11 protein-coding genes are annotated in these 16,249 nt (G+C 34.9%); 4 read left to right on the forward strand and 7 right to left on the reverse strand.

Features of this window, described 5'->3' with window-relative positions; all coding sequences use genetic code 11:
* Nucleotides 1–378 precede the first annotated feature (378 nt).
* Complete coding sequence (locus tag B9T35_RS05040; RefSeq protein ID WP_228147075.1) at nucleotides 379–2,298, forward strand: ATP-binding protein; 1,920 nt, start codon at nucleotides 379–381, stop codon at nucleotides 2,296–2,298.
* A 105-nt stretch (nucleotides 2,299–2,403) separates the two neighbouring features.
* Here B9T35_RS05040 and B9T35_RS05045 read toward each other — a convergent pair whose 3' ends face one another.
* A complete protein-coding gene (locus B9T35_RS05045; protein ID WP_086190035.1) occupies nucleotides 2,404–4,869 on the reverse strand; it encodes an ExeM/NucH family extracellular endonuclease in 2,466 nt (821 codons plus the stop codon).
* A gap of 191 nt (nucleotides 4,870–5,060) precedes the next feature.
* On the opposite strand from B9T35_RS05045, the gene trmB reads away from it, so the two are divergent.
* Nucleotides 5,061–5,777, forward strand: a complete 717-nt coding sequence (gene trmB / locus B9T35_RS05050) for a tRNA (guanosine(46)-N7)-methyltransferase TrmB (protein ID WP_086190036.1) — start codon at nucleotides 5,061–5,063, stop codon at nucleotides 5,775–5,777.
* 71 nt (nucleotides 5,778–5,848) lie between these two features.
* On the opposite strand, the gene B9T35_RS05055 is transcribed toward trmB, so the two are convergent.
* The 5 genes from B9T35_RS05055 to B9T35_RS05075 all read right to left on the reverse strand — a co-directional run bounded on the left by B9T35_RS05055 (nucleotide 5,849) and on the right by B9T35_RS05075 (nucleotide 12,047).
* Nucleotides 5,849–6,637, reverse strand: coding sequence for a fatty acid desaturase family protein (locus tag B9T35_RS05055; RefSeq protein WP_086190037.1), 789 nt, complete (start codon nucleotides 6,635–6,637; stop codon nucleotides 5,849–5,851).
* A 149-nt stretch (nucleotides 6,638–6,786) separates the two neighbouring features.
* Nucleotides 6,787–7,566 (reverse strand): Rossmann-like and DUF2520 domain-containing protein, encoded by a 780-nt coding sequence (locus tag B9T35_RS05060; protein WP_086190038.1) that lies wholly within the window; start codon nucleotides 7,564–7,566, stop codon nucleotides 6,787–6,789.
* Nucleotides 7,567–7,652: 86 nt separating this feature from the next.
* Nucleotides 7,653–8,672, reverse strand: coding sequence for a hypothetical protein (locus B9T35_RS05065; protein ID WP_086190039.1), 1,020 nt, complete (start codon nucleotides 8,670–8,672; stop codon nucleotides 7,653–7,655).
* Between the two features lie 111 nt (nucleotides 8,673–8,783).
* Nucleotides 8,784–10,286, reverse strand: coding sequence for an OmpA family protein (locus tag B9T35_RS05070; RefSeq protein WP_086190040.1), 1,503 nt, complete (start codon nucleotides 10,284–10,286; stop codon nucleotides 8,784–8,786).
* Between the two features lie 354 nt (nucleotides 10,287–10,640).
* Nucleotides 10,641–12,047: an aspartate ammonia-lyase gene (locus tag B9T35_RS05075; RefSeq protein ID WP_086190041.1), complete on the reverse strand. Its 1,407-nt coding sequence runs from the start codon at nucleotides 12,045–12,047 to the stop codon at nucleotides 10,641–10,643.
* Between the two features lie 148 nt (nucleotides 12,048–12,195).
* On the opposite strand from B9T35_RS05075, the gene B9T35_RS05080 reads away from it, so the two are divergent.
* Entirely contained in the window at nucleotides 12,196–13,089 is an 894-nt protein-coding gene (locus B9T35_RS05080) for a LysR substrate-binding domain-containing protein (protein WP_086190042.1), read from the forward strand.
* A gap of 339 nt (nucleotides 13,090–13,428) precedes the next feature.
* Nucleotides 13,429–15,633: a bifunctional 23S rRNA (guanine(2069)-N(7))-methyltransferase RlmK/23S rRNA (guanine(2445)-N(2))-methyltransferase RlmL gene (rlmKL, locus tag B9T35_RS05085; protein ID WP_086190043.1), complete on the forward strand. Its 2,205-nt coding sequence runs from the start codon at nucleotides 13,429–13,431 to the stop codon at nucleotides 15,631–15,633.
* A 20-nt stretch (nucleotides 15,634–15,653) separates the two neighbouring features.
* Here rlmKL and B9T35_RS05090 read toward each other — a convergent pair whose 3' ends face one another.
* A complete protein-coding gene (locus B9T35_RS05090; protein ID WP_086190044.1) occupies nucleotides 15,654–16,109 on the reverse strand; it encodes a hypothetical protein in 456 nt (151 codons plus the stop codon).
* Nucleotides 16,110–16,249 lie beyond the last annotated feature (140 nt).

Below are 16,249 nucleotides of genomic sequence, written 5' to 3' on the forward strand. Positions count from 1 at the left end.
CTTTTAATCACTATATTTCTTGCACAACACGATTTAATTTTTCTCTCAAAAAGAAAAAATAAAGAGTTTTATTAATCGTTGTGCAAGACACCTACTTAATGCGATTAAAAATTAAACTAAATATTCGTAATTATGCAACACTCACCCATATAAAGCGTGAATAAAATCACATTTAAAATCAAATATTTAAAAATAAAAATGCTAAACTATTTTGACTTAATATCGAAAATTTAAAATCTTTCTTCAGGAAACAACTTTTCATCAGACTTTTTTACTTCTTTTCTATTTTCGTGAGAAAAGTAAAAAACTGGTGAACACTAATACAAAATGTCTGTTTTTAATATTAAAGATCATACATTTTTATCTAAGGCTTGATCAATGCGAGACAAAAAAAGTGATGTGAAAAATACTTGTTATAAAGTATCTATGACTTTATTTTTATGCTTTATTCTTTTTATTTTGCAAAGTCTACATACTGTTTCAGCACGTGTAGATGACTCGTTACAAGCAACAGAGCAATGTCAGGGCCAAATCAATCACATCGCTGTTTCTAAAAGTGTTGATAAAAATAATCAGTTAATACCCAATGCAAATTGGATCACTTTAGACAGCCTTCCTGACTTTTGGAGCAAACGTTGGCCAAATTATCACGGCAATGCTTGGTATAAAATTACATGGAAATATGACTGTCCAACCTCACAAACCACACCTATTTCTCTTGTTGTTTCTAATATTAACATGGCAGGTCAAATTTTTTTAAATGATGAATTATTGTGGCAAGACCAGTCTTTACATGAACCTTTATCAAGAAGTTGGCAAACACCTCGCTCTTGGATTTTACCTGCTTCAAGTCTAAAAAAAGGTGAAAATATTATTTGGATCCGTGTGGTCGGTATTGCAACTCAAAGATCAGGCTTAGGTGAAGTATTGATTGGTGATCAAATTACAGCGACAGATCATTTCAATAATTTAATCTTGGAAAAAAGAACATTACTGATTTCTAATGTCATGATTAATTTCGTTCTTGGCTTATTTTGTTTGTTAGTGTGGCTATTACATTCTAAAGAAAAAGCTTTTGTTTGGTTCGCCCTTGTTTCTTTGTCTTGGGTACTTTATGTCGGAATTATACTTAGTCAGAAACCTATATTTTCATTACCCACCGCTACAATTGACCGAATAACTATTTTCATTTTTTGCTGCTATTCTGTATTTGGATATATGGCAGCATGGCGATTTGCAAATCGTCGTTATCCTCTCATAGAAAAATTTTTTTGTATTTTCTGCATTATCGCTGGTCTTTGTCTTTTTTTAGTCCCTAATATTTATCTTCCCTTTGTTTTAAATAGTTTCTTTGTTTTCGCTGTCATTATTTTTCTATTGAAATGTTTAACGTACCCGTTCATTGCCTATCAAGTTAAACAACCTGAAATCTATTTTTTAGCTTTTACTTATGTCACTTTTTTCCCGATTGCAATCAATGATGCTTATTTCATGATTACCCATGAAGGGCGAGCACTTTCCCCTTATACATCACCATTTAGTACTTTGTTTATTGGTATTATTTTAGCGCTAAGATTAGCTAGAAATGCAAAACGTATTGAGCAATTCAATAAAACCTTAGAAGACAGTGTCATTCTTGCAAGAAATGAACTGACCAATGCGTTGAATACTCAACATCAACTTGCAATTGAAAATACAAAACTACAAGAACGCATTAATTTAGCTCATGATTTACATGATGGATTAGGCGGATCAATTGTTCGCTCGATGATTATGCTAGACCATAATGAAAAAGTTGATAAACCGCATATGATGTCGATGTTAAAACTATTACGGAATGATCTGCGCCAAGTAATTGATTCAGGTTCAAGTATTGGTGCAAAAGTTCCTGAAAGCCCTATTATTTGGGCTGCCCCTATTCGGCACCGTTTTATTCAAATTTTTGAAGAGATGGAAATAGAGTCAACATGGGTTTTTGCACATACATGGAAAACTACGCCTAGTTCCTTACAATGTTTAACCCTTTCACGTGTCGCTGAAGAAGCGTTAACCAATATCGTAAAACATAGTCAAGCAACGCAGGTAGATGTTTCATTGCTTGAAAATGGTCAACAGTTACTCTTTGAAATCACGGATAACGGGATTGGTTTTAATCCAGACAACGTTGAGGAAGGCTTACATGTGGGTTTACAAAGTATGCAAGCACGAATTCAACGCATTGGAGGCACATTAAATATTGTTTCGATCTCGGGACATACTACAATCCGTGTAATTATTAGTCTGATTCCTTCTGTATAATTCTGTTTAAAAAACTCTGATGATAATGATGAATCAGTTGAAAGAAAAAGGAGAAATATCTTATTCCTCCTTTTTCTTAGATCAGGCTTGATGCATATCTGTATTCTAAGTTAAAGATTTACGTCTACGTAAAGTTGTACCTATCACTAATCCTATTAAAGACAAAATAGACCACAGGCCTACACTACCACCACCACTTTTCCCATCGGTATTATTTGAAACAGATTCATTCAAATCTAAATCAACAATGACTGGATCATGGTCTGATGAACGGAAAGCATCATCATTATAAAACAGTGTTTTTTGCTCATTTGTTTTATAATCATCATTATAATCCAAGGCTGTTGGCTCATCTGCATTGATATGCCATGCAAAAGTACGTTTCACCATCGGATATAAATCTGCATCAGCAATTGCATGATCTAAGTTCCCTGCACCACCATTGCCTGTTGCATCACTTGCCACACCAAAAACATAACTATAAGCCGTTTTACCTTGCCCAATTTTTTCGTCATTGAGTAGGACTTTATAATTGGCTTTTTCAAATGCTAAAATTGGATCTTCTTTGGCATAACTATTCATATCTCCGACCAATAAATAATTAGATTTTTGTGTTTTGGTGGGATTCGTTGCAATCCATTGCATCAGTTTTTGTACGGCAGTTAATCGAGTTGGGTTCCAACATCCTTGACCATCGCCTTGATCGGCATCTGCTAGTTTTTTATCTTCAGGGCAACTTCCTTTCGATTTTAAATGATTTGGAACCACGGTAAATATTTCCCCACCATTGATAGGCTGAAAACTTTGTGCCATGGTGACACGATTTTTTTGGCTGAGATCATCATATACAACAGCATCATTTACAGTTTTCACGCGTTTACTGTTATAAATAATAGCAACAGCAATCGCATCCGTACCTAACTTCGTTGTTTTTGGTGGAATCACATATTTCCAATCTGCACCTAGCGCTTTGGTTAAATAGGCAATTGCACTTTTATCATCATACCCATTGTTTGCAATTTCCATTAAGCCGTACACATCTGCATCAATGGCTTTTAAAGCACTGACAATTTTCTGATGCTGCTTTTTAAACTCAACTTCAGTAGATGCCCCACGTTCTGTAGGAAAACCTTTTTCAGTACCATTATCATAATTAAGCACATTGAAGGATGAAACACGTATTTGCTTGCTATCTTTAGCCAGTACACTGCTTCGAGGATTGGTATCTTTCACAATTTCAGGCTGTGCCTTACCTAAAATCGGTTGAATACGCCATGCACCAAAACGATATTCTAAAATTCCTTCTACATTTTTAAGTTGATAACCTGAACGTAAAGTATTTAATGCACTAAAATTTTGTGGTAACCACGGCGTTCTATTTTGATTGTTGTATCCATCATCTAAAATGATTTTTGACAAAATATTCTGTTTCGCCAAAGCAATGGCTTCTGCTGATTTTGCAGGATATAAATTGGTTGGGAGATATAAACGCCCTAAACTTAAATATAACTCACCATAACGACCATAATTATAATTTTCACTCACTGTCAAAGCCTGTGGAATTTTAACCAACATTCCTTGAAAGCGTTTAGGTACATTCCCCGTTGTATCAGTCAAACTAGCAAAAGGTAAACTTACTGATTGTGCTGTGACTGCATTAGATGCTTGTTGATTACAAGTCTGAATATTTTGATCAAGCTGATCCATTTGAAGTTGATTGAGATAAGAGGTTAAACGACCTTTTAAAATTATCTCTTCACCTACTTTTCCTCCAATAATTTGACTACTTGGTGGTAAGTATACAAAAATAGCATTACTCAAATTTGCTTTGGCTTTTGTATCAGGTGTTTGTACGTAAAAGCCTGAGAAACCATTGTCATAGCGATAGTCTGCAGTAATAACACCACGAATGACATATTGCTGATTTTGCATTGCAGACTGTAAATCTGCAATGGGTGTATCAGTGGTACTACAACTAATGGTTGTCACAGGTGGTGTAACGACGGAATCCGTACCTAAATACTGAGAAAATGCATTTTGATCTGACCACTTCAACCATTCACTTTCTAAATTAAATACAGCAGTTGGATCAATTGAAGTCACATTATTCGATGTTTTAATTCGTGACAAACTATTCTTATAACTACTAAAATTCGCTCCGCTCCACCCTGTTCCAGGGTCTTCCCCAACACGACCAAAACGATCGACAGGCACTCCTTTATATAAAAGCACCAAAGCATCATTACCATTAAATGCAAGCCCCGCAACTTGATTCACTTTAGAACCAATTTCTGTCTGTAACTCTGTGCGACCAACGACATATTTTGCTTTGCTTGCTAATGAACCTTGTAATGTAAAAGTAGCTGACTTAGTCGTAGATCCATTCGTAAATTGCTGAATCTCATAATCTGCTAAATTCACAGTTGTACCATCTGGATTATAAATTTCAATCCCTTTTTTATTTGCAGATCCATCAATATATTGACTAAACATCAATTGTGCATGTACAGAAAAAGAGCACCCTAGAAGTATCATACTTAAACTTAATAGCTGTGGTTTTATATTCATCATGATTTTGAACAGTTGTTAAAATTGAATGTAGAGTAATTTTTATACATGACATCACTATGAATGCTTGATGACAGTTTTAGTTTAAATGACCTAATCTAATGTGAAGAGATTATCATCCTGAAAATAAAAAGTTTGACTTGGTTGACTGAGGTCTTACAATACCGTTTTTGAATTTTACATTTGCCAAGGTTATGTCGAACGATCAATTAGATTCGCAAGTTGTAGAACTAGACAATTTGCAAGAGCACCGTGAAATTGTGACTTTTATGCGCCGTTCTTCTCCGCTAAATACGTCACAACGTACTGCGCTTGAACAACATCGTGATTTAATTTTGGAATATCCTGTGGGCGACTTACGTCAACAGTTTGAGCACCCTGAACGTCCATTGACTGTTGAAATTGGTTTTGGTATGGGTCGTTCACTGGTACTCATGGCAAAGGCAAATCCTGAGCGTAACTATGTTGGTATTGAAGTTCATGTGCCTGGGATTGCACAGTGTGTTTATGAAGCAGGTATGGCAGAAGTAAGCAACCTACGTCTTTTAGATGCTGATGCTATTCAAGTGTTACGTGAAATGCCTGACAACAGCATTAATGCGATTCAATTGTATTTCCCAGATCCTTGGCAGAAAAAACGTCATTTTAAACGTCGTTTCGTTTCCCATGACCGTATGCCATTGGTTGAACAAAAACTGGAAATGGGTGGTACATTCCACTCAGCAACAGATTGGGAACCGTATGCTGAATGGATGTTGGATGTTTTAGAGAATCGTCCGAATCTTGAAAATATGGCAGGTAAAGGCAATAGCTACCCTCGCCCAGATTGGCGTCCTCAAACTAAATTTGAACGTCGTGGTTTAGAAGAAGGTCATAAAATTAATGACTTCTTGTTTAAGAAAACTCATTAATTCTTAAACCATGTCATAAAAAACAGAGCGATTAGGCTCTGTTTTTTATTTTGCAATCAACAATTATAGAATTAAAAAACTTCCCTAATTTCAACGGTTGGATCATAGTCATCCAGACGCTTTGCCAAAATATGTAGCTTACGTGTCGGCACAGCAGGGAAAAGATGATGCTCAACATGGTAGAACATATTATAAGTGACTACTCTTTTAAACTCATTTCGTACCGTACGCGCCATATAAATATGATCTTCAGTGTCGTGGTGTACTGTCCAAACTGCGAAGAAGGCAGTCATGCATTGACCGATCAGCATTGCAATGACGTGATATTTTAATAAAGTGATATCAAGTACAGCAAAAACGAGAATAAGCCCGATCACATTCGCCAATAATTCGGCACTCATCCATTTGCGTTGTATAGGCGTACCCACTTCAAAAGCTTTTTTATGTAACATTAAAGGAAAGAATGGGCCAAATAAAAAAGCCTGCCACCATTTCATTTTGGCACTTTTCGCTTCAATATCCTCATCCTCCATACAATGTTGATGATGCCGAAGATGATTAATTTGCACTGCATGCATTGAACCGAGCATCAATATACTCAGTATAAACATGACCCAATGGGTTTGTTGACGACCAATGCCTAGAGCAAAATGAAAGGCATTATGCACTTGCCTTAAACCTGTTAAGAAAAACATAAATGAACAGAATAATGCGATTGGATACCACTGCTGAAATGCACAAATAAAAGAAAGAATAAGCCATGGCAAGGACAATAATAATTCATTGATCACATCAAATAAATTTAATTTGAGCAAATCTTTCCATTCAACATCTTGTAATAAGTGACTATGCTGATTCATTTTTATATATTTTTTATTAACTTAAATCAGAATATAAGTTTTTGGGCTTTGAGTTGCAAGTCTATTTTTCAACCATTACAACTCAATTTATTTCCAGAATCTTTAGATCATCCATATCACATCATAACTTTAGATTAGAACATCTCAATTCATTCAGATTCATGTCTTTGTATAATGCCTTGGCTCAGCAATGCATAAACTTGTTTTAAATCATCTCTCCCTGAAGCTAATAACATGTGTTGATGCATCTCTAAGATATTGAAATCATTTCGAATCGCAGGTCCAGTTTGCACGCTCTTTGGATCATTTTGAGTCGCTTTATGTGCTGTTTCTAATATCAGTGGATAAAGCAAACTAAAATCAACCTGTTGAGCATCGACAACCTGTTTTGCCATGTCATAACAGTAGTTACTAAAATTACAGGCGAATACCGCTGCTAAATGTAAGCTTAAACGCTGCTCAGATGAATACTGATATACTCGTTGGCTAAGACTATGTGCAAGTTCTGTTAAAATTTGAAGATCAGATTCTTCCTGAGCCTCAACAAATAAAGGTGTATTCGACCAATCTATATTACGCTCAAAACTAAAGGTTTGTAATGGATAAAAAACACCTGACTTTAGGTGATATTGAGTCAGTACCTCTAAACTGGTACTGCCTGAGGTATGGACAATTAAAATATCTCTCAAACGCGTTGAAACTTGTTCAATCACCTTAGCAATGACGGAATCACTTACTGCAATAATCAATAAATCAATATCGATATCTATTTGCTGATCTTGATTAATCGCTTGAGCATGAACTTGCTTTGCAAGCATTTCAGCATGCTTTAATTGTGGACTATAGATTTGTACAATCTGATATGAAGCCGATAAAACACGAGCTAAATGTGTTGCCACTCGTCCTGAGCCAATAAAACTGATACGCATTTGAATGTACTAAATCACCATAATTGATACAGCATGCCAATAAAAAAAGGACGAATCAATTCGTCCTTTTTATTTTTGTCTAAAAATCAATTAAAAACGTTGTTTAAATAAATAATGCGTTCAGCTGTTCGTTGATTAAAGCAATTGGTATATTGCATTTCCTGATTTTGAGCGCTTAAAGCATCATCCCAATAATTTGATTGTTTTTGATAGGTTTCTTTTTCACTATCCGAAAGTTGACCAACAGATTTCTGAGAGATTACTTTACAATCAACATCACGTTTTTCAAACCATTCAGACTGATCTTGTTGCAATTGTGCCTTTTGCTCATCAGTAAAACGATCCCACGTTTGATTCAAGCGATCAACTTGCTTCGCTTTATCTTCATCTAATTCTTTCTTACGAATATCCATAGATTTTTGCGCTAATGCTGTTTGTTCAGCATTTTCTACATTCGATTTCTCATTTTGTTCTTGATTCTTTTTATTGGCTTTTACGTACGCCTCATATTGCACCGCATTGACAGTCACCAAAGCTACACCATCAATTACTGCACTTTGATTTTGTACATTCAGGCTTAAACCCTCTTTGTCTGTTTTGGTAATATCATAGTTAAATGCACCTTTTAAAGTGTCATTGTCCAAAGTCAATTTATACTCGCCTGCTTCTAAATGATCACGAAGTGTCGTATTTCCCTCACTTTCACATTCTTCACAAGGTTGTTCTAGATATGCATTTTCTGCTCGTTTCTGTAGCCCTTTCGGAAAATGCACAACTAGCTGACTTTCACACTCTAACTGAGTCGCAGTTTTAGGATCTGTTGTTACTGTACGAATATTTTTAATTTCAAATTTCAAACCACTATTAATTTGATTTAAAAGGACTTGGTCTGCTTCATAATAGTTAGTATCGCGTAGATTTTTATCCACTTGTTTTAAATATTCATCTTTTAAGTATTGTTGAATTTGATTGATATTATCCTGATTTGTACAACTCCATTCCGACATTTCTTTTGCATTCGTTTCATCTTTCTTATGTTTAAAAAAATCACAACCTGATATTAATAATGTGCTGGATAATGCTGTAATCAATGCTAACTTCTTCATTTTATAAAACCTTATTGTCTTTGTTTTGTCTGTATTTAAACAAATCTACTTTTACAGTTCGATAGAATGCATAAAAAAACCTCGAAAATCGAGGTTTTTTTAAAGATTAATTTATTTTTTTTCTTGTACACCATTTTCAGTGACTTCACGAACCGTTCCAGTTTCAGTATTTACAACCTCAAACTCGATACGACGATTCTTGAATTGACCTTCTTTGGTTGCATTATCAGCCACTGGGTTTTCTTGACCAAAGCCTTGAGCCACCAATTTACTTGGGTCAACACCTTTTGATACAAGATAATCAGCCACAGATTGTGCACGTTTTAAAGATAAAGCTTTATTTTTTTCAGCATTACCTGTTGAATCGGTATAGCCTTTAATACCTAATTTTACATTCGGTACTTTATTCATCAATTCAGCAGCTTGATCTAAAATAACCTTGTTCGCATCTGGAATTTCTTTAGAAGCACTGGCAAAGTTAATAATTTGCAAATTAAGTGCTTTTGCAATATCAGCAGGTTTTGCTTGATCAGGATTAATACTTGATAAAGCTTGTTTCGCTTGATCAATACTTGAATTAACCGCATCAGCCTCATTCAATGGTTTTTCCACAACGACCTGCATGTCTTTAACAAGCGGTTTAATTTTATCCGCTAAAGCTTGTACAGCAATCGCATCACTACCTTGTAAGGTTAATTGATTTCCTGTCCATGTCATATGAACATTTGGTGTACCTTTTATCAAATTCAATACACCAGCCAAAGCACTTTGATCAACCAATTCTGCACCAAAACTTTGACTTGAATCTACGGTACAACCAGTTTGATGGTTGAATAATTGCTTCACATCTTTTTGTAAAGTTTCAATAAAGCTTGGATTACCAATATTTGCCATACAATTGGTTAAACTACCACTCGCATCAGTCGCGACTTGGAATAATGCAGCTTGTTGAGTAACATTATTACTTTGTGCAACCGTAGGCTGCGCAGTGGGTGCATCCTCTTTTTTACAACTACGCATGAATAAAAATGCAAGTAAAGCTAAAATAATCAGTGCAATGACCGCTAATAAACCACCACCTGATTTCTTTTTATTTTCTTCCGTTGCAACTGGTCTTTGTGTAACCACTGTTGGCGTAGGCGGAGCCTGTTGTGGAATAGCATGTGCCGTAGTCGCATGAGATAAAGCACCAAAGCCTAATGTTGCTAATAGCCCTTTTGCCCATGGCGCTATTGCAGAACTGATATCCGTATGATGTTGCCCTAGAAAATGCTCAATGACAGAAGTGTCTCTAGACCCAGCTTCTTCTTCAATAACATTTAGGGTTGCTGGAATGGCGTGGTTTAACAGTGGTTCTATTTCTTCCGCAGGTACACCCTGACTAACCGCCTGTAAAAACTCATCTTTAACTTGAGGATGTTTGGTAAATAAATCACTCAGTCTTGGATTCAAATTATTCTGAAAAAAAGAAATCAGATGTGAATTGGATTTTAAAGCTGCTAATAAAAAGGGATAAAATTCAGCAAGTGCTGTGCTTTTTTCTGTTAAGTAGGTTGTTTGACCTTTCATAACCATCGGTGTTACACGATCTTTCAGCAGTGTGATTAGATCCATATAAATACTCCTAGCTCATTAGAATTTTCAATTTCTTGTTGTGATGCTTATTTGTACAACACGATTATGCGCTTATTATTCAATCTAATTATTTGAGTTTTGTTATTCAGAACCGCGAATTATTTACCTATAGTTACAATAGAATGACTTTTTAGAAAATTTAACAAATTTCACTCATAATTTTAAAAAAATAATCACGATCACCAATAAAAAAATCATTAAAAAGAGAGCCTGATTACAGGCTCTTTTAGAACTTCAATGCGTAGATTTCTTACATCAAACTTTCTAATTTCTATTTAAAAAAGAAAGAATGACTGATCCTTATGCAATTATCGAAGTATTGAAAATACAGTGTTATGCCGCATTCACCATCACTTCAATTGAAAGTGCTTTCGCTAAAACATCTTCACTTAATAAGTTTTCTTGACGAATCAAATCAACAACACTTTGCCCTGTTTCATTCGCAGTTTTTGCAATACGTGTTGTCGTTTCATAACCCAAATAAGGGTTCAATGCAGTCACAATACCAATTGAATTTTCAACATAATCTTTACACACTTGCTTATTTGCAGTAATTGTACGAATACATTTCGTTTCAAACATTTGCATTGCTCTGCCCATTAAATCAATAGATTCAAAAAGCTTAGAGGCAATTAAAGGTTCCATCGCATTCAACTGTAATTGTCCAGCTTCAGCAGCCAAAGTAATCGCTAAATCATTGGCAATAATTTGGAATGATGAAATATTCACAGCTTCAGGAATCACTGGATTCACTTTACCTGGCATAATTGAACTACCTGGCTGTTTTGCTTCTAAATTAATTTCGCCTAATCCAGTACGTGGACCACTCGATAACAATCTTAAATCATTGGCGATTTTTGATAATTTCGTTGCAGTACGCTTTAATAAACCAGAAAGAAGTACAAAATCACCCATATCAGATGTTGCTTCAATCAAGTCTGGTGCAAGTTTAATAGGTTTTGCACTGATATCAGCCAAAGCCAATACTGCTAAATTTGCATAGTTCTTTGGTGTTGTAATTCCTGTACCAATGGCAGTTCCGCCTAAGTTCATATAATTTAAACTTTCAGGTGCAATTTGCATCAATTTTGCTAAATCTTTTTCAAGTGTAATTGCAAAAGCATTGAATTCTTGTCCTAACGTCATCGGCACAGCATCTTGTAACTGCGTACGACCCATTTTTAGAACATCAGAAAACTCTTCACCTTTCGCTTTAAAGCTTGTAATTAAACTATTAAAACGAACATATAACTGGTCTAAATCTAATAACAAAGCCAAACGAATTGCTGTCGGATAAACGTCGTTCGTGGATTGCGACATATTGACATCATTATTTGGATGTAAATGTTTATATGCACCTTTAGGTTGTCCTAAACGCTCTAAAGCAATATTTGCAATCACTTCATTTGCATTCATATTGGTCGACGTGCCTGCACCACCTTGAAGCATATCTACAGGAAATTGTTCATGATATTGACCTTCAATTAATTGATGGCATGCATGAACAATACTTTGATATTTTTCATCATTTAATAATTCTAATTTATAATTTGCTTCTGCACATGCTTGCTTCACCATCGCTAAAGCTTTAATGAAATTAGGATGATCACTAATTTTTGAATTGCTGAGTTTAAAATTTTCAATTGCTCGTAATGTTTGAATACCAAAATAAAATTGATGAGGAACTTCTTTCGTACCTAATAAATCTTTCTCAGTCCGTGAAGCAATTTCTGTATTCATTTTTTAAACCGTAAATAACAATAAATAATGTAAATAAATCATAAATATTTCGTTTTCTGCTTGCTAATGCATTGTTATATTTCGCTATGCATTTTTTGCATAATACATTTATACTTAATAATGATGAAATACGTGATATTTAGTGAAAATGAGTTTAGAAATTAAATGGATTGAAGATTTAATCGCAGTAGAGCGAACTCGATCTATTTCCAAGGCAGCAGAAATTCGTTTTGTCAGCCAATCGGCCTTTACCAGAAGATTGCAACACATTGAAAAAAGTCTAGGCTTTCAAATTATTGAACGAAACTTTAGAGATATTCAATTTACTGAAGCAGGTCAAGTTTTACTTTCAACAGCGAAAGATATTGAAAAACAATTGAATGAAACCATTCAATTGCTACACAACATGGGCAAAGAAAATAATATGTCCATCCGTTTTGCTGTAGCACATTCCTTAGCTTCAAATTTTTTCTCAAATTTTATTAAATTATTCCCCAGTAATATTGAAAATTTTAAATTAGAAATTATTGCAACCAATGTTAATGAAGGGATCAATCTACTCAAAGAAGGTGCCTGTGATTTTTTAATTTGTTATGCAGATAAAAATCTCATTTCAAGTATTAATTTGAAAATTTTGTCCTACCTTCAAATCGGTGAAACCGACATTGTTCCAGTCACCCTTTTAAATGACCAAGGGCAACCTAAATTTGATATTCATCAATTTTTTCCATTGTTAACTTACAGCCCGAAAGCCTATTTGAGAATTTTGGTGAATGAGTTATTAGATACACAAAAACTCACTTATCGTATTTTGTACGAAACTGATAATGCAAATAATGTCAAAGACTTAGTCTTACAAGGTCTCGGCATTGCGTGGTTACCCAAACTGACCATTAAAGATGAACTGATAAAAAACCAATTGGTCATTTGTGATGAAAACATGGTCTACAAAGCACAGCAAATCTTTATTCTAAAGAGTAATTTAATTCATCGAGAATCGATTTCCATGCTTTGGAATCAACTCCGTAATCAAATTAAATAATTTAAATCGTTATAAACAAAAGGATGATGGAATATCATCCTTGAACTTTAATTTTTTCGATCTTATGAAATATTTTATGTAAAACCTTTTTATTCTGGATATATCAAAGATGTTACTCATCTTTATATCAGATGCCTAATCCTAAAATCGAGTAAATTAAATTCAGGGATAGAATCATCAACCACCCAGATGCTTAAAAGTTCACCTTGGCAAAGTAACTGAATTTCAATAAAAATTTAAACATTCAATAAAAATACGTCTGTCTCATTTTAATCTCTAAGTTTTCCCACGCAAAATACGTTAAAATAGCAGATTGCTTTATTGTCTTTGGAAATGTTCATGAATTCGAAACCACGTCTGTCTACATATTGGGTCACCTGTGCAGATGGACTTGAAACCTTACTTCAAGAAGAAATAGAAGGTTTAGGCGTCCAAAACATTGAACGTTTCCCTGGTCGATTAATTTTTAAAGGTAAACTTGAAGACGCTTATCGCGTTTGCATGTGGTCACGTTTGGCTTCACGTGTACTTACCCCGATTCATACCCATGAACTTGAATTCACTCATGATGCACGTGATGTTGCTGAAGAATTGTACGAAGGTGCAATGAATTTTGATTGGTCTCTTATTTTTGCACCACAAAGTACTTTTGCTATTCGTTTGCATGTGGAACGCGATATTAAAGTAAATACGCAATTTGCAACATTACGTGTGAAAGATGGTGTCGTCGACTCCTTTATGGAAGCGGTTGGTAAACGTCCAAGTGTTGATATTAAACAACCTGAAATTACATTGTATGTGCTTGCAGGTAAAACAGAACATACTTATTGCTTAGATTTATCAGGCGATTCATTACATAAACGTGGCTATCGTCACTTTATGACAGATGCACCAATTAAAGAAAATTTAGCAGCTGCAATTTTGCAGAAAGCCAAATTAAAAGAACGTAATCCAGATATTATTTTAGATCCAATGTGTGGTTCTGGTACATTTATTATTGAATCTTTAATGATTTTGACAGATCGCGCACCTGGTTTAGTTCGTCGTTTTGGGTTCAATGGTTGGAATGGGCATGACCATGAATTATGGATGTCAATTAAAGCTGAAGCGGCCGATCGCCATCAAGAAGCGTTACAATATGAATTACCACGATTCTATGCCTACGATGCAGATTGGGAAGCTGTAAAAGCCACCAAACAAAATATTATCGCTGCAGGTTTTGAATCAGTTCTTGATCATATTAAAATCGAAGAACGTACCATGGCGGATTGGCCTGACTTTCAAGCCGAAGGCAAAAAAGCATTTATCGTCACAAATCCTCCTTATGGTGAACGTTTAGGTGAAAAAGCCTCAAACCGTTCTTTATATTTAGGTTTATCTGGGCTTTTACAGAAAAACTTTCCAAATCAATATGCAGCAGTCATTGCTTCTGCTGTTGAGCAAGCCGATGTATTAGCTTTCAACAACCCACAACTTTTACGTTTAATGAATGGTAAATTGCCTATTTATATTCGTTTTGGTGACATCAAACCTGCGGCAGTTAGTCAACCGTTCTTAGCAAATTGGCAACCTCTACAATTTGAACCGATTGAAGGTGCAGAAGATTTTGCTAATCGTTTGCAAAAGAATATGCAAGCATTGAAAAAATGGGCTGTAAAAGAAAATATTTTCTGCCTGCGCTTATATGATGCGGATTTACCTGACTTTAATGTTGCTGTTGATTTATATGGTGATCGTTTACACGTTCAAGAATATGCTCCACCAAAAATTATTGATCCTGAAAAAGCAAAAAAACGCTTTAACTTAGCACTTGCTTCTATTCGTGCTGTTACAGGTATTGGTCGTGATTCAATTTTCATTAAGACACGTGCACGTCAAGAAGGTAAAACTCAGTACGAAAAACAAAGTACTGCTTCTAAACGCTTTATTGTTCAAGAAGGCAAAGCTAAAATTCTGGTGAACTTAACAGATTATTTAGATACAGGTTTATTCCTTGATCATCGTCAAATGCGTTTACGTATTGCTGCTGAAGCCAAAGGTAAGCATTTCTTAAATCTTTATAGCTATACATCTACTGCAAGTGTACATGCGGCTTTAGGTGGTGCTGCGAGTACAACAAGTGTCGATTTATCGAATACTTACTTGAACTGGTCTAAAGAAAACTTCGTGCTCAATGGCTTAACAGTAGATCACGTTGACCAACAACATCAATTCTTTGCAAGTGATTGTTTTGAATGGTTGAAAGAAGGTCATGAACAATATGATTTGATCTTTATTGATCCACCAACATTCTCAAACTCTAAAAAATTCCATGGTACCTTTGATATTCAACGTGACCACAACTCATTGCTTAAACGCGCCATGAATCGTTTAACCACTGCTGGTACTTTGTATTTCTCAAATAACTATCGTGGTTTTGAAATGGATGAAGAAGTTCAAGCCATGTTTGATGTTCAGGAAATCACCAGTGAAACGATTGGTCCTGATTTTAAACGAAATACAAGAATCCATAAATCATGGATTATTAAGCACCATCCTGTTTAATATTTAATTAGCGCATTGTTTTAATCCCGCTCATGACCCAGATAGACTGTCACTTTATCTGCGGTTGTGATGCGGACATCATGTCTTAAATATGGCGAATCCGCAATTTCAATAAATCGATACTGTTCAATAGGGCTGATATATTTGTCTGATGATTTATCATATTCACGATCTTTTTTCTGCCATTCATAATCTGTTAACACAGTCGTATAAATTTCTTTCTTTTTCTCTTTATCTGATCGTTCTTTGGCAACTTGCCCATGCACTTTTTCTTGAGCTTCTGTAGATTGTTTCAAATCTTCTTTTACTGCGACAATAACAATGGGTGTTAACCTTGCTAAATGATCTGTTTGCTCTGCTAACATTTCATCATTCATTTCTGTTTTAGCGATAGCCAGTGAAGACCCTAGTACTAAACAACCAGATAAAATTATTTTTACATAGCTTTGATATAATTCATTATTCCTGATCATCATGATCCTTACTCCATTTTTTATTATTGCTTAGTAAAATCTAACAATTTTATAAAACAACCGCAATCATATCCTTCAATTACCCGATAACAGGTATGTCCATATTTATATCGCTTTCTATCTGTACTGAGTTCATATGCAAT

The organism is Acinetobacter sp. ANC 3832 (assembly GCF_002135415.1).
Lineage (GTDB): Bacteria > Pseudomonadota > Gammaproteobacteria > Pseudomonadales > Moraxellaceae > Acinetobacter.

Bases quoted from the DNA above. Each gene is read 5' to 3' on its own strand.
- B9T35_RS05040 (WP_228147075.1), top strand. From the start codon at position 379: ATGCGAGACAAAAAAAGTGATGTGAAAAATACTTGTTATAAAGTATCT.
- B9T35_RS05045 (WP_086190035.1), bottom strand. From the start codon at position 4,869: ATGATGAATATAAAACCACAGCTATTAAGTTTAAGTATGATACTTCTA.
- trmB (WP_086190036.1), top strand. From the start codon at position 5,061: ATGTCGAACGATCAATTAGATTCGCAAGTTGTAGAACTAGACAATTTG.
- B9T35_RS05055 (WP_086190037.1), bottom strand. From the start codon at position 6,637: ATGAATCAGCATAGTCACTTATTACAAGATGTTGAATGGAAAGATTTG.
- B9T35_RS05060 (WP_086190038.1), bottom strand. From the start codon at position 7,566: ATGCGTATCAGTTTTATTGGCTCAGGACGAGTGGCAACACATTTAGCT.
- B9T35_RS05065 (WP_086190039.1), bottom strand. From the start codon at position 8,672: ATGAAGAAGTTAGCATTGATTACAGCATTATCCAGCACATTATTAATA.
- B9T35_RS05070 (WP_086190040.1), bottom strand. From the start codon at position 10,286: ATGGATCTAATCACACTGCTGAAAGATCGTGTAACACCGATGGTTATG.
- B9T35_RS05075 (WP_086190041.1), bottom strand. From the start codon at position 12,047: ATGAATACAGAAATTGCTTCACGGACTGAGAAAGATTTATTAGGTACG.
- B9T35_RS05080 (WP_086190042.1), top strand. From the start codon at position 12,196: ATGAGTTTAGAAATTAAATGGATTGAAGATTTAATCGCAGTAGAGCGA.
- rlmKL (WP_086190043.1), top strand. From the start codon at position 13,429: ATGAATTCGAAACCACGTCTGTCTACATATTGGGTCACCTGTGCAGAT.
- B9T35_RS05090 (WP_086190044.1), bottom strand. From the start codon at position 16,109: ATGATGATCAGGAATAATGAATTATATCAAAGCTATGTAAAAATAATT.